Annotated in this window: 13 protein-coding genes; 12 read left to right on the top strand and 1 reads right to left on the bottom strand. The window is 66.3% G+C overall.

Translation table 11 applies throughout. From position 1 onward, the window contains the following. Window positions 1-106: 106 nt before the first annotated feature. The 10 genes from RFA01S_RS14575 (at window position 107) to ligA (ending at window position 10,980) form a co-directional block, all read left to right on the top strand. Window positions 107-907, top strand: a complete 801-nt coding sequence (locus RFA01S_RS14575; protein WP_027496624.1) for an electron transfer flavoprotein subunit beta/FixA family protein — start codon at window positions 107-109, stop codon at window positions 905-907. 43 nt (window positions 908-950) lie between these two features. Then, window positions 951-1,907, top strand: coding sequence for an electron transfer flavoprotein subunit alpha/FixB family protein (locus tag RFA01S_RS14570; RefSeq protein ID WP_027496625.1), 957 nt, complete (start codon window positions 951-953; stop codon window positions 1,905-1,907). A gap of 153 nt (window positions 1,908-2,060) precedes the next feature. Continuing rightward, on the top strand, window positions 2,061-2,879 hold the full coding sequence (locus RFA01S_RS14565; protein WP_032407035.1) for a GNAT family N-acetyltransferase: 819 nt from the start codon (window positions 2,061-2,063) through the stop codon (window positions 2,877-2,879). Further along, window positions 2,876-3,805, top strand: coding sequence for a lysophospholipid acyltransferase family protein (locus RFA01S_RS14560; protein ID WP_081371338.1), 930 nt, complete (start codon window positions 2,876-2,878; stop codon window positions 3,803-3,805). Before RFA01S_RS14565 ends, RFA01S_RS14560 begins: the two co-directional genes overlap by 4 nt. 82 nt (window positions 3,806-3,887) lie before the next feature. Further along, window positions 3,888-5,126, top strand: a complete 1,239-nt coding sequence (locus RFA01S_RS14555; protein WP_072692098.1) for a cysteine desulfurase family protein — start codon at window positions 3,888-3,890, stop codon at window positions 5,124-5,126. After that, window positions 5,126-6,214 (top strand): tRNA 2-thiouridine(34) synthase MnmA, encoded by a 1,089-nt coding sequence (gene mnmA, locus RFA01S_RS14550; protein ID WP_027496628.1) that lies wholly within the window; start codon window positions 5,126-5,128, stop codon window positions 6,212-6,214. The genes RFA01S_RS14555 and mnmA overlap by 1 nt, the downstream gene beginning before the upstream one ends. Continuing rightward, window positions 6,211-7,230, top strand: coding sequence for a methionine synthase (locus RFA01S_RS14545; RefSeq protein ID WP_032407036.1), 1,020 nt, complete (start codon window positions 6,211-6,213; stop codon window positions 7,228-7,230). The genes mnmA and RFA01S_RS14545 overlap by 4 nt, the downstream gene beginning before the upstream one ends. A 155-nt stretch (window positions 7,231-7,385) precedes the next feature. Further along, complete coding sequence (locus tag RFA01S_RS14540) at window positions 7,386-8,573, top strand: GGDEF domain-containing protein (RefSeq protein WP_052057239.1); 1,188 nt, start codon at window positions 7,386-7,388, stop codon at window positions 8,571-8,573. A gap of 25 nt (window positions 8,574-8,598) precedes the next feature. After that, entirely contained in the window at window positions 8,599-8,781 is a 183-nt protein-coding gene (locus RFA01S_RS14535) for a hypothetical protein (RefSeq protein WP_027496631.1), read from the top strand. 54 nt (window positions 8,782-8,835) lie between these two features. Further along, on the top strand, window positions 8,836-10,980 hold the full coding sequence (ligA, locus tag RFA01S_RS14530) for an NAD-dependent DNA ligase LigA (protein WP_371829103.1): 2,145 nt from the start codon (window positions 8,836-8,838) through the stop codon (window positions 10,978-10,980). A gap of 30 nt (window positions 10,981-11,010) precedes the next feature. Here the strand turns inward: ligA and RFA01S_RS14525 are convergent, their stop codons facing one another. Then, complete coding sequence (locus RFA01S_RS14525) at window positions 11,011-11,661, bottom strand: ACT domain-containing protein (RefSeq protein ID WP_027496633.1); 651 nt, start codon at window positions 11,659-11,661, stop codon at window positions 11,011-11,013. A 292-nt stretch (window positions 11,662-11,953) separates the two neighbouring features. Between RFA01S_RS14525 and gatC the strand changes: the two genes are divergently transcribed. Together gatC and gatA are read left to right on the top strand one after the other, a co-directional pair. Continuing rightward, window positions 11,954-12,253 (top strand): Asp-tRNA(Asn)/Glu-tRNA(Gln) amidotransferase subunit GatC, encoded by a 300-nt coding sequence (gene gatC / locus RFA01S_RS14520; protein ID WP_027496634.1) that lies wholly within the window; start codon window positions 11,954-11,956, stop codon window positions 12,251-12,253. Beyond that, window positions 12,250-13,722, top strand: coding sequence for an Asp-tRNA(Asn)/Glu-tRNA(Gln) amidotransferase subunit GatA (gene gatA, locus RFA01S_RS14515; RefSeq protein WP_032366363.1), 1,473 nt, complete (start codon window positions 12,250-12,252; stop codon window positions 13,720-13,722). The genes gatC and gatA overlap by 4 nt, the downstream gene beginning before the upstream one ends. Window positions 13,723-13,728 lie beyond the last annotated feature (6 nt).

Genomic DNA, 13,728 nt, shown 5'->3' with positions numbered 1-13,728 from the left:
GGGTAACCTCGTAGCGGAACGTAGAACTGCACCAACCGTTCGACTTGCAGCAACCGTTAGAACACTCACGATCAGCAGAACATGACCAGGAGGTCGACGCAGACCCATGACGAACATCGTTGTTTTGATCAAGCAGGTTCCAGACACATGGTCCGAGCGCAAGCTCAGCGACGGTGACTACACCCTCGATCGCGAGGCTGCAGACGCCGTTCTCGACGAGATCAACGAGCGGGCCGTCGAAGAAGCCCTGCTCATCAAGGAAGCTCAGGGCGGTGAGGTCAAGGTTCTGTCCGCAGGCCCCGATCGCGCCACCGACGCGATCCGCAAGGCTCTGTCGATGGGCGCGGACAGCGCGGTACACCTCAACGACCCGAGCCTGCACGGCTCCGACGCCATCCAGACCGGGTACGCCCTGGCTGCGGCACTGGGCAACGTCGCGTTCGAGAACGACGAGCCTGCCGATCTCATCATCGCGGGTAACGAGGCCACCGACGGCCGCACCGGCGCAGTTCCGGCGATCATCGCCGAATACCTGCAGATCCCGGCCCTGACGCAGCTGCGCAAGCTGTCCGTCGCAGACGGCAAGGTCACCGGCGAGCGCGAGACCGACGAGGGCATCTTCGGACTCGAAGCCACGCTGCCCGCCATCGTGAGCGTCACCGAGAAGATCAACGAGCCGCGGTTCCCGTCGTTCAAGGGAATCATGGCCGCCAAGAAGAAGACGGTGCAGACCATCACGCTGGCCGACATCGGTGTCGAGGACGGCATCGTCGGCGTCGACAACGCCGGAACGACGGTCACCTCGTCCACCCCCAAGCCTCCCAAGACTGCCGGCGAGCGGCTCACCGACGAGGGCGACGGCGGCGACAAGATCGCCACCTACCTCGTAGGCCAGAAGATCATCTGATCCCGCCCCACCGAGCAATCGAAGACCAACGAGGAGCAAAGTCATGGCAGAAGTACTCGTGCTCGTGGAGCACGTCGAAGGAACACTGAAGAAGGTCAGCTCCGAGCTGATCACCGCGGCCCGCGCACTGGGTGAGCCGTCCGCGGTCGTCACCGGCCCGGTCGGTACCGCCGACAAGGTCGCCGACGCGTTGACCGAGGCCGGTGCCGAGAAGATCTACGTCGCCGAGTCCGACGACGTCGACGGTTTTCTCGTCACGCCGAAGGTCGACGTCCTGTCGTCCCTCGCCGAGTCGGTCTCGCCTGCGGCGATCATCACCGCAGCGACGATCGAGGGCAAGGAAGTTGCCGGCCGCCTCGCCGCCCGTCTGGGCTCGGGCTACCACAACGACGTCGTCGCGATCAACGGCGACGGCAGTGCCGTCTACTCCATCTTCGGTGGTGCGTTCACCGTCGAGGCCAAGGCCAACGGCGACGTCCCCGTCCTCTCGCTGCGCCCCGGCGCAGTCGAGGCAGAGCCGAAGGCCGGAGCGGGAACCCGCGAGACCGTCGAGGTCCCGGCGCAGGAAGAGGGCACCGTCAAGGTCACCTCGCGTGACCCGATCGTCGGCGGCGACCGTCCGGAACTGACCGAAGCAACGGTCGTCGTCTCCGGTGGACGTGGCGTCGGCAGCGCCGACAAGTTCACCGTCGTCGAGGATCTGGCAGATTCGCTGGGTGCCGCAGTGGGTGCCTCGCGTGCCGCCGTGGACTCCGGTTACTACCCGGGCCAGTTCCAGGTGGGCCAGACGGGCAAGACCGTCTCCCCGCAGCTGTACGTTGCACTCGGCATTTCCGGAGCCATCCAGCACCGTGCCGGCATGCAGACCTCGAAGACCATCGTCGCGGTGAACAAGGATGAGGAAGCACCCATCTTCGAGATCGCCGACTACGGCATCGTCGGTGACCTGTTCAACGTCGCGCCTCAGCTGACCGAGGCCGTCAAGAAGCACAAGGGATAGCCTCTCGGCGAAAATCTCTGCTCGACGGGCCCTCATCGCGATTGCGGTGGGGGCCCGTCGCGTTTCGACGGGCGCAATCGTGTTCATGCAAACTCTTCCGACACTTCTCCTCGGCGATGCCCGGTAGTCTTCCCCGCTCGTTAGACACACCTCATGACCACTTCCGTCATGAGCTCGACTGCATCGATCGTCCCGGCCACCGACCGCTATTCGCTCGTGTTGTCCACCGACCCCGAACACCGACTCGCGGCGCAGCGCCTGCGCTACGACGTGTTCGCCTCCGAGCCCGGCTTTGCCATACCCACCGACACGGACGGTCTGGACGCCGACCGGTTCGACGATTTCTGCGACCACCTTCTCGTTCGCGACCAGTGGACCGACACGTTCGTCGGTTGCTATCGCATGTTGCCGCCGCAGGCCGCGGTGTCGGCAGGCGGCTATTACACCGCAACCGAATTCGACATCTCCGCGCTCGATCCCGTCGGGATGAACATCGTCGAAATGGGAAGGGCTGCTGTGCATCCCGACCACCGTTCGGGGTCGGTCCTCGGCCTGATGTGGGCGGGAATCCTGCACTACCTCGACGTGACGGGATACGAGTGGGTGATGGGTTGCGTGTCGGTTCCGATGCAATCGGCTCCCGGGGAAGCGGTCGGGGCCAACGTGCGTGGTGTTCGCGACCGGCTGTTGGATCGACACGCGACAGCGGTCGACAAGCGGGTCGTGCCCTACAACCCCGTGGTCGTCGACGGCGTCGATCTCCTCGACATTCCGGCGGTCAAGCGAACGTCCATGCCGCCGTTGATGAACGGGTACCTCCGGCTCGGTGCCTCCATCTGCGGTGAGCCCGCCCACGACCCGGAATTCGGAGTGGCGGATTTCGTCGCGCTCCTCGGCCTGCACGAGGCCAACACCAGGTATCTGGACCGTCTTCGTTCTGCAGCAACGACATTCGAGTCGGGTGCCCGATGACGCAACCCCTGGTTCGCGCACACGCCTGGATGCCGTCCTCGCCGTGCAGTGACGGGTGTCTGCCGAAGAATCCGCCCACGGTGCGTCGAATCGTCCTCGTTCTGCGCATCGTTGCGGCAATCGCGGCCTTCGCGCTGTTGCCGCTGTTGGTCGTCCTGGGGGTGCCCTTTCCCCGGGTTCGGCATGCATTGACGCGGCTGGGCGCTCGGATGCTGCTATCGGCCATCGGCATCGATCTCACCGTGCTCGATACACGCTCGGAGCGAGAGCGGTCGCGTACGGCAGGTGGTGCCCTGCACGTCTCCGGACACATTTCGTGGACCGACGTCGTCGTCCTCACGGCAGTGCGCCCGTCGACGTTCGTTGCGCGAGCCGATCTGGTGGACTGGCCGCTACTCGGGCGACTGGCCCGGGCCATGAAGGTGCTTCCCATCGATCGCGCACGACTGCGTGAGCTCCCGGCCGTTGTCGACCAGGTTGCCGACCGAATCCGCGCGGGCGCTTCGGTCGTCGTGTTCCCCGAGGCCACCACCTGGTGTGGGTTGGCCTACGGATCGCTTCGCCCGGCCCTGTTGCAGGCTGCCATCGATTCCGAGACGTGGGTGCAGCCCATCCGGCTGCGCTATCTCGATCGACACGGCGAACCGACCACCGCGACGTGCTTCGTCGGAGACGAGACGATCGGAGCGTCGATCGGCCGCATCTTCCGGCTCGCCGGACTGCGCGCCGAGGTCGAGTTCACCGCCCCGGAAGCGCCCGGCGGCAATCGACACGACCTCGCGCGGCGCTGCGAGGTGGCGATTCGACGCGACGACGGAGTAGAGCCTGCGGAACGACCCCGGAAGGACGTCTACGACCCGACGGTGCACGAGGTGATGGCCGAAGCCGAGCGAAGCCCCAGCGCGCCGACGGTTGCAGCCGCCTGATCCACAGCTGAACCGGGCGACCGTGGACCCACCTCGCGCAGGTAGGTCTGCGGTCGCTCGACCGGGTATCGTCGAGCGCGTTATGCCTTCTGTGCGCAGTACGCCTGCCCCCGCCCCGCCGCAGCCATCGGTGTACCTCGATCACGCCGCGACCACTCCCATGTTGCCGTGTGCGATCGAGGCGATGAACTCGGTGTTCGGCACCGTCGGGAACGCGTCGTCGCTGCACACCTCGGGCCGGTCCGCCCGTCGCCGAGTCGAAGAATCTCGCGAGTCGATCGCCGCGGACCTCGGTGCGCGCCCGTCCGAGGTGATCTTCACCTCCGGTGGTACCGAAAGCGACAATCTCGCCGTCAAGGGCATCTTCTCGGCCCGTCGAGACTCGAACGCCGCACTGACCAGGATCATCGCCAGCTCGGTGGAGCATCACGCCGTGCTCGACGCGGTGGAGTGGCTCGTCGCGCACGAAGGGGCGACTGTCACCTGGCTCCCGGTCGACGACGAGGGCCGGGTCACCCCCGATGTGCTGCGCGCCGAGCTGGCTCTGCACGCAGACGAGACCGCGCTGGTGACGGTCATGTGGGCCAACAACGAGATCGGCACCGTCATGCCGATCGTCGAACTCGCAGCGGTGGCCGCGGAGTACGGCGTTCCGATGCACAGCGACGCCGTGCAGGCCGTACCGCACCTACCAGTGGGATTCGCCGACAGCGGTCTGTCCGCCCTGAGTATCGCCGCGCACAAGTTCGGGGGCCCGCAGGGCGTCGGAGCCCTGTTGCTGGGCCGTCAGGTCCCGTGCGTGCCGCTGTTCCACGGTGGTGGTCACGAACGTGACGTCCGGTCCGGCACGCCCGACACGGCCGGCGTCGTCGCGATGGCGGCCGCACTGCGCTCGACGGTGCAGAATCTGTCGCTGCACGGGGAACGAACTCGCGCGTTGCGTGATCGACTCATCACCGGGGTTCGCGAGGTGGTGCCCGACGCCATCCTCAACGGCCCGGAGGGCGACGGGCGGCTCGCCGGAAACGTGCACTTCACCTTCCCCGGGTGCGAGGGGGATTCGCTGTTGATGCTTCTCGACGCCGCGGGCATAGAATGCTCGACGGGATCCGCCTGCACGGCGGGTGTGGCGAGCGCGAGCCATGTTCTGATCGCGCTCGGGTGCGATCCGGGCGTGGCCCGCGGATCCCTTCGGTTCTCTTTGGGAACCGGCTCGTCCGATTCGGACATCACCACTGTGCTTGCGGCCCTGCCGCAGGTCGTCGAACGTGCTCGTGCCGCCGGACTCGCCGGCGTCGGAGCTCGAGGAGGAAATCGCTGATGCGTGTTCTTGCTGCCATGAGCGGGGGAGTCGACTCCGCAGTCGCCGCGGCTCGAGCCGTCGACGAGGGGCACGACGTTGTGGGCGTTCATCTGGCGCTGTCCACCGCTCCCGGGGCGCTGCGGACCGGCTCTCGCGGGTGCTGCTCGAAAGAAGACGCCGGGGATGCACGCCGAGCTGCCGACGTCCTCGGAATACCGTTCTACGTCTGGGACTTCGCGGATCGGTTCAAAGAAGACGTCATCGACGACTTCGTCGCCTCGTACGCCGCGGGGGAGACTCCCAACCCGTGCCTGCGGTGCAACGAGAAGATCAAGTTCTCCGCGCTCGCGGACCGCGCGTTGGCACTGGGCTTCGACGCCGTCGCGACCGGGCACTACGCGCAACTGCACGACGGAGTTCTGCGGCGTGCGGTGGACGCCGACAAGGATCAGTCCTACGTGCTGGCCGTCCTGAACCGCGGGCAGCTCTCGCGTGCGATGTTCCCCATCGGCGACACCCCCAAGTCCGAGATCCGCGAGGAAGCAGCCGAGCGGGGTCTCGCCGTCGCCGACAAGCCGGACAGTCACGACATCTGCTTCATTCCCTCGGGCGACACCCGGGCCTTCCTCGGCGCACACATCGGCGTTCGTCCCGGCAAGGTCGTCGACTCCGAGACCGGAGCCGAGTTGGCGGACCACGACGGTGTGCACGGCTTCACCATCGGCCAGCGTAAGGGTCTCGGGGTGGAAGGACCGGCCGTGGACGGCCGTCCGCGCTACGTCACCTCGATCGAACCGGACACCGGCACCGTCATGGTCGGTTCGGCGCAGAAGCTGGACGTCTGGTCCATCACCGGAGACCGCGCAGTGTGGACCGAGGGCACCGCGCCCACCGGGCCCATCGAATGCGTCGTACAGGTTCGGGCGCACGGCGGGCTGACCGACGCGGTTGCCGAGGCCGTCGGCGACGGGATGGAGATCCAGCTCCGGGCACCCTTGACCGGTGTCGCCAAAGGGCAGGCAGCGGTGTTGTACCGCAAGGACATTCACGGTGACATCGTGATCGGCAGCTCGACCATCTCGGGCACCCGATCCGAGCGCGAGTGACCCCGAGCACGTTCGGAGGGCTGGCGACCGGCATAGGTTCGTGGCCCGGCACCGACGTTCGTGAGGCCGTCGCCATCGTCCTCGGCGAGCTGGGTGAACTGCCACACGTGGTCGAACTGCCAGGGCGCGGGCTCGGTGCCGACATGATCGGCCGCACCGGAGCCATCATGGTCGACGTCGAACTCGACGTCCGGACGTCGGGCTACCGCGTCGTACCGCGTCCGATGCTGGCCGGTCGCCGTGCGACCGACTTTCTCACCGAGGATCTGGACGTGCTCGAGGAACTGTGGGAGGTCGCGGGACTACGCGGTGCCGGCCGGACCATCAAGGTGCAGGCTGCAGGACCGTTCACCATGGCCGCGCAGGTCGAATTGCGGCACGGACACCGCGCGCTGACCGACCGCGGCGCTCTACGGCACTTCGCGGAATCCCTCGGCGAAGGGCTGCGCCTGCACTGCGCAGAAGTGGCACGCAGACTCTCGGCGAACGTGGTGGTCCAACTCGACGAACCCAGTCTCGCCGCCGTTCTCGCGGGCAGTCTGACCGGGATCACCGGTATCGACTCGGTGCGCGCGATCCCGGAACCGGAGGTTCTGGACCTGCTCGACTCACTGATCGACACCATCGCGTTACCGGTCGCTGTGCACTGCTGTGACGGGGGAGCTCCCGTCGATCTGCTGCGCCGAACCCGAGCCGTCGCGGTGGCCGTGGATGCACACGAGCTGCGCCGAACCGACCTCGATGCGCTGGGAGAGCTGCTACAGGCCGGCAAGACCCTCGTACTGGGATCGGTGCCGTCGGCAACCCCGGACCGACCACACTTGTGGCGCGAGTGCGCCGAGCCCGGTGTGAAGTTGGTCGACAGCCTCGGCTTCGATCGTTCGATACTCGCTTCGCAGGTGTCGGTGACGCCGTCCTGCGGCTTGGCCGGAAGCACGCCCGAGTGGGCTCGTCGAGCAACGGCTCTCACCCACGAGGTTGTCGCGGCTTATCGGGACGCACCCGAATCGTTGTGACCACGGACCGGGACATTGTGACGAAACACAGTGTGCCGAGTCGGAATGCCTGGAGCGTCCTGCGGCTCCGTCCCGGGTCGTTCGGGACGTACAACAGGTGTGACATCATTCACACGGCCGTCGGGGGTCTGCTTTGAATCGGTGGGAGTTCGTACATGGCATCAGGTGGTCGCGGCTTCGATGAAGTCGCCTCCCTCCGACGTTCCGGCCGGCATCGACGCGGAGTTCTGGCCAAACTCGCCGCCGCCACGTCGGATTGGTACCGGGCTCCGCACGACTTCGAATGGATCCTCAACCACCGGTCCACTCGTCCACTGACGGGAATCATCCGGGTCGTCTTCGGCACCGCCGTCCTGATGTATGCCCTCACGTCGATTCTCATGTTGTTCAGCGATCTCGGCCCCACCGGCTCGCTGGCAATCGGGTGGGTCTTCTTCGTCCTGTTCACGCAGGTACTCGTTGCCGCACGGTGCGTGTTCGGCCCGATCCCCGGGAAGAAGTTCTTCGTCGGGTTCCTGGCGTTCGGCGACATTCTGACGACCTCGGTGCTGGTGTTGTACGCGCCGGTCGCGTCCTTGATCGGAACGGTGCTGTTCGCCGTCACCGGAGCGTTCTGTACGTATTTCCTCAGTCCTCGATTGCTCGTAGCCCACCTGGTGTGGACGGCGACGTTCATCATCGGCTTCGGTATTCGCACGTTCCTCGCTGTGATGGACGGCGAGGTGGTTGCCGTCGACGGACCGGCGGTCGCGACGGCGACGGTGGTGCTGTTGCTGGCAACGGTGGCGGTACCGGTGTTCGCGCAGGTGGCGTGGACGACGTTGTCCAACGACGCCAAGCGGTCGGTACTCGATCCTCTGACCGGGGTGTACAACCGCCGCGGTATCGACAGTGAACTGCTCGACCTGTGGCAGCTCGCGAACAAACGCGGACTGTCGATGGCGTTCCTGGTGGTCGACATCGACAAGTTCAAGGCCGTCAACGACCGCTACGGCCACAGCCGGGGCGACGAGGTCATCGTCCGGGTCGCGGATCGGCTGCGCAGACTCGCCCGCCACCACGGCGGAGTGCTCGCGCGAACCGGTGGCGAAGAATTTCTGCTGGCCGTCGTCGGACATGCGCAGAGCACCGTCGACCTCGGCGTCGATGTGGTGCGCGTGCTGTGCGACCACCGGGACGACATTCCGGTCACGGCGAGCGTCGGTATGGCACTGCTGCGTGAGGACTCCGCGCTGTGGGACGTGGGCACCTCCGTCGTGGGACGAGCGGCTCGCACGGCGGACGCGGCGATGTACCGGTCCAAGCAGTCCGGCGGGAACAGTGTGGTCGTCGACGAGATCTGACACGGGGATCTGCGATGATCGAGACATGTATCGACTCTCGGACGCCCAGCGGCGCGGTCTGCCCGCCGGTGTCCTGCTCTCGGTGATGGCCTCCGTCCTCGGCGGTATCTACTCCGACGACTTCCTGACCGGATTCGCGCTGACTGCCGGAATCTGCGCGGTGGCGTTGATCGCCGCCACCCTGCTGCTGGGCCTGATGGGCAGATAGCCTTCCGGACGCAGGATCGTTTCGATGTCGGTGCCGTCGGATAATCTTCGTCACGTGCCTGAGCCGACCGAACTGCCTGCAGGAACCGACGATGCCGCCGAGGCTGCCGGAGTCGAACTCGATCCTGCCACCCCTGCCGACCGCGAGCGGTGGCAGACACTGGCCGAGGAAGTACGTGGACATCAATTCCGCTACTACGTACGTGATTCGCCCATCGTCTCGGACGGTGAATTCGATGCCCTGCTGCGCGAACTGAACGATCTCGAACAAGCCCACCCGGACCTGCGTACGGCCGACTCACCGACCCAACTCGTGGGCGGTGGTTTCGCGACGGTGTTCACCGCCGTCGACCATCTGGAACGAATGCTGAGCTTGGACAACGTGTTCGATCACGACGAGCTCCGTGCGTGGGCCAAGCGGGTCGAGACCGAGGCCGGTCCGGATCTGCACTACCTGTGCGAAGTCAAGATCGACGGTGTGGCGTTGAACCTGGTGTACGAGAACGGCACTCTCGTGCGCGGTGCGACCCGAGGTGACGGGCGGACCGGCGAGGACGTCACGCTCAATGCTCGGACGATCGACGACATCCCCGATACCTTGACCGGCAGCGCCGAATATCCGATTCCGGAGCTGCTCGAGGTGCGCGGTGAGGTGTTCTTCCGGCTCGAGGACTTTCAGGCGCTCAACGCGGCGCTCGTCGAAGAGGGCAAACCCCCGTTCGCCAATCCACGGAACTCGGCGGCGGGCTCGCTGCGCCAAAAGAACCCGGCCGTGACCTCGAAGCGGCGTCTCGGCATGATCTGTCACGGATTCGGACGGATGGTCGGCTTCACCCCCGATTCGCAGTGGCACGCCTACGAGGCTCTGCAGGCGTGGGGTCTGCCGATCTCGACCCACACGACGCGCGTGCAGGGCATCGATGCCGTCGTCGAGAAGGTCGAGTACTGGGACAAGCACCGCCACGACGTCGAGCACGAGATCGACGGCCTGGTGGTCAAGATCGACGAGATGTCGTTGCACCGTCGGCTCGGAACGACGTCGCGAGCACCGCGGTGGGCCATCGCGTACAAATACCCACCTGAGGAAGTCACCACCACCCTGCTGGACATTCGCGTCAGCGTCGGCCGAACCGGTCGAGTGACTCCGTTCGCGTACATGACGCCGGTGCTCGTCGCGGGGTCCACGGTGTCTCTCGCGACCCTGCACAACGCGTCGGAGGTCAAGCGCAAGGGTGTTCTGATCGGTGACACCGTCACGATTCGCAAAGCGGGAGAGGTCATTCCGGAGGTGCTCGGCCCGGTCGTCGACGCCAGGACCGGCGACGAGACCGAATTCGTCATGCCCACCGAATGCCCGGAATGCTCGACGCCGTTGGCACCGGCGAAGGACGGCGACGCGGACCTGCGCTGCCCCAATTCGCAGTTCTGCCCGGCGCAACGCCGTGAGCGTGTGTTCTTCGTGGCCGAACGGCAGCGTTTCGACATCGAGGGTCTCGGATACGAAGCGGCGACGGATCTTCTGGCCACCGGTGCGATCGAGGACGAGGGCGATTTGTTCTCGCTCACCGAAGAAGACCTGATGAAGACTGCGATCTTCCGCACGAAATCGGGCGCATTGTCGGCCACCGGGCGCAAACTGCTCGACAATCTGTCCTCCGCCAAGAATCAGCCTCTGTGGCGAGTGCTGGTGAGCCTGTCCATTCGCCACGTCGGCCCCTCCGCTGCACGAGCCCTCGCCGGAGAATTCGGCAGCCTCGAGCGCATCGAAGCAGCGTCCGTCGAGGAGTTGTCGGCGGTGGACGGGGTGGGCGGCACCATCGCGGCTGCTGTGTCCGAATGGTTCGAGGTCGACTGGCACAGGGCCATCGTGGAGAAATGGCGGAATGCCGGTGTGCGGATGGAGGACGAGCGAGACGCCTCCATCGAGCGAAATCTGGAAGGCCTGTCGATCGTCGTCACCGGTTCGCTCGACTCCTACTCGCGCGACGAGGCCAAAGAAGCGATCTTGCTGCGGGGTGGAAAGGCCGCAGGTTCGGTTTCGAAGAAGACGGCGTTCGTCGTCGTCGGTGAATCGCCCGGTTCGAAGCACGACAAGGCCGTCGAGCTCGGCGTACCGGTCCTGGACGAGGCAGGGTTCACGCGTCTGTTGACCGAGGGCCCGGACGCAGTGTCGGAGCCGACGACGGACACCGACGCGTAGCAGTAGGGGAGACCGGGCGAGTTCCGGTGATCAGGTAAGGACGGTTGCGACGATCCCGGCGAGGTAACCGAGCCGGGCTACCTCCGACGGCCTGAACTCGGGCCCTCCCGGCCGGCCGAGCATCAGCACGGTGCCGGTGGTGCCGAGGGGAGCGGCAGCGATCTTGGTGTCCATGTCCCGCCACACCTGAGGTACCCAGTCTGCGTCGGAGTCGAGTGCAGCGGGAGAGGTCAACGGGAACCAGGGCAGTTCGGCGGCGTGTGTTTCGGGTGCGCCCGGGCTACCGACCAGGCGGAACGGACCGTGCGCGTTGGTGGCCACCACGGTGCTCCAGCCCACGCGCAGAACGCGGGGAGCGCCGTCGACCAGAACTTGCAGACGGTCGTCGGATGCCGCTGCGACCCGGTCGATCAGTTCCAGTTCGCGATGGGTGTCGAGAACGCCGGTGTACGGGCGGATCGAGTCGACGCGGACGTCGGTGAGGTTCTCGGCTGCAGTGATCAGTGTGTCGGGAAGCGAACCGGGCGCAACGTCGACCACCAGGTCGTCGACCGCGTAGCCGTCGCCGCGTTCGATGACGTCGAGCGAGAGGATGTCCGCTCCGACCGAGCCGAGGGCCACGGCCAGCGATCCGAGGCTGCCCGGCCGGTCGGGCAGCTGCACGCGGAGCAGGTAGGACATGGCACGCTCCCTTTCGACGTCTGGCGTAGTTCAGGGAACACTGTGCACCCCCGGCGCGAGCAATCTTTGCATCTTCGACCTGGCCGGCTCGACACGCAACGCGGGACGTGACAATTCTGACACTCGTGCGGGCGAGATCGGCGGCCGATCGAGACCGCTGACCGGGAGTGAGGTCGGCGAAACGGTGCGCACTAGGCTGGACCGCGTTCGCGGACCTGTGCGGTTCGCTCTGCGCAAATACGGGGCCGGTTCCTGCAGGCCCCACTCCTACTGTGTGAAAGGGGTCTACGCGGTGCCCGATATCTCCCGCGACGAGGTCGCTCACCTCGCCCGGCTGTCGCGCTTGGCTCTCAGCGACGCCGAACTCGACGAGTTCGCCGGCCAGTTGGATTCGATCCTCCATCACGTCAAGACCGTCGCCGAGGTGGCGACGGACGACGTTGCGCCGACAGCCAACCCCAGCGACATCGTCAATGTGACGCGTCCCGACGTGATTGTTCCCGGTCTGACGCCGGAGCAGTCGCTGTCCGGTGCACCGAATGCCGAGGAGGGCCGTTTCGCGGTGCCGCAGATTCTGGGAGAGAGCGAATGACCGACCTGACCAAGCTCGACGCGTCCGAGCTCGCCGACCGTATCCACTCGCGGGACGTCAGTGCGGTGGAGGTGACCCGGGCACATCTGGATCGGATTGCCGAGGTCGACGGCGACCTTCACGCTTTTCTGCATGTGGCAAGCGCGCAGGCGCTGGCCGCGGCGAACGACGTCGACGCCGGGCTGGCCGCGGGCTCGGCACCGGCCTCACCGCTCGCCGGGGTGCCGTTGGCGCTCAAGGACGTGTTCACCACCACCGACATGCCGACCACCGCCGGCTCGAAGATTCTCGACGGGTGGGTGTCGCCGTACGACGCGACGCTGACCTCGAAGCTGCGAGCGGCGGGCATTCCGGTTCTCGGCAAGACCAACATGGACGAGTTCGCGATGGGCTCCTCGACCGAGAACTCCGCGTACGGACCGACCAAGAACCCCTGGGACACCACCCGGATCCCGGGCGGCTCGGGAGGCGGAAGCGCGGCTGCGCTCGCCTCGTTCCAGGCACCGTTGGCCATCGGCACCGACACCGGTGGATCCATCCGGCAGCCCGCGGCACTGACCGGCACCGTGGGAACCAAGCCGACGTACGGCAGCGTCTCGCGGTACGGACTCATCGCCTGCGCCTCCTCGCTGGATCAGGGTGGACCCTGTGGTCGTACGGTGCTCGACACCGCGTTGCTGCACGAGGTCATCGCGGGTTACGACCCGCGGGATTCCACGTCGGTCGACACCCCGGTTCGTCCCGTCGTCGAGGCGGCCCGAGAGGGCGCTCGCGGCGACCTGACCGGAGTGAAGGTGGGTGTGGTCAAGGAGTTGCACTCGGACAACTATCAGTCCGGTGTCATCTCGTCCTTCGACGCCGCAGTGGCCGCATTGACTTCGCTCGGCGCCGAGGTGGTCGAGGTGTCGTGCCCCAACTTCGTCCACGCATTGGCTGCGTACTACCTGATTCTCCCGTCCGAGGTGTCGTCCAACCTGGCTCGGTTCGACGGAATGCGGTACGGCCTGCGTGCGGGCGACGACGGCCACCACAGCGCCGAATCGGTCATGGCCACCACCCGCGCTCAGGGGTTCGGGCCGGAGGTCAAGCGCCGCATCATGATCGGCACCTACGCGCTGTCGGCCGGTTACTACGACGCGTACTACGGCTCGGCCCTGAAGGTCCGCACCTTGATCGCGCAGGACTTCGACGCGGCATACGAGAAGGTGGATGTGCTCGTATCGCCGACGACCCCGACGACGGCATTCCCGTTGGGCGACAAAGTCGACGACCCGATGGCGATGTATCTCAACGATCTGTGCACCCTGCCCACCAACCTCGCCGGCCACTGCGCGATGTCGGTGCCGTCCGGACTGGCGTCCGAGGACGGTCTGCCGGTGGGTCTGCAGATCATGGCTCCCGCGTTCGCAGACGAGCGGCTCTACCGCGTCGGCGCTGCGTACGAGGCTGCCCGCGGCGATCTGCGGTAGTTCGAG

Source organism: Rhodococcoides fascians NBRC 12155 = LMG 3623 (genome assembly GCF_001894785.1).
In the GTDB taxonomy this organism is placed as follows: domain Bacteria; phylum Actinomycetota; class Actinomycetes; order Mycobacteriales; family Mycobacteriaceae; genus Rhodococcoides; species Rhodococcoides fascians.
Note: the sequence above shows the minus strand (reverse complement) of the source record. Positions and strands in the feature narration are given on the sequence as shown.

Coding starts and splice junctions, on each gene's coding strand:
- RFA01S_RS14575 (WP_027496624.1), top strand. CDS start 107: ATGACGAACATCGTTGTTTTGATCAAGCAGGTTCCAGACACATGGTCC.
- RFA01S_RS14570 (WP_027496625.1), top strand. CDS start 951: ATGGCAGAAGTACTCGTGCTCGTGGAGCACGTCGAAGGAACACTGAAG.
- RFA01S_RS14565 (WP_032407035.1), top strand. CDS start 2,061: ATGACCACTTCCGTCATGAGCTCGACTGCATCGATCGTCCCGGCCACC.
- RFA01S_RS14560 (WP_081371338.1), top strand. CDS start 2,876: ATGACGCAACCCCTGGTTCGCGCACACGCCTGGATGCCGTCCTCGCCG.
- RFA01S_RS14555 (WP_072692098.1), top strand. CDS start 3,888: ATGCCTTCTGTGCGCAGTACGCCTGCCCCCGCCCCGCCGCAGCCATCG.
- mnmA (WP_027496628.1), top strand. CDS start 5,126: ATGCGTGTTCTTGCTGCCATGAGCGGGGGAGTCGACTCCGCAGTCGCC.
- RFA01S_RS14540 (WP_052057239.1), top strand. CDS start 7,386: ATGGCATCAGGTGGTCGCGGCTTCGATGAAGTCGCCTCCCTCCGACGT.
- RFA01S_RS14535 (WP_027496631.1), top strand. CDS start 8,599: ATGTATCGACTCTCGGACGCCCAGCGGCGCGGTCTGCCCGCCGGTGTC.
- RFA01S_RS14525 (WP_027496633.1), bottom strand. CDS start 11,661: ATGTCCTACCTGCTCCGCGTGCAGCTGCCCGACCGGCCGGGCAGCCTC.
- gatA (WP_032366363.1), top strand. CDS start 12,250: ATGACCGACCTGACCAAGCTCGACGCGTCCGAGCTCGCCGACCGTATC.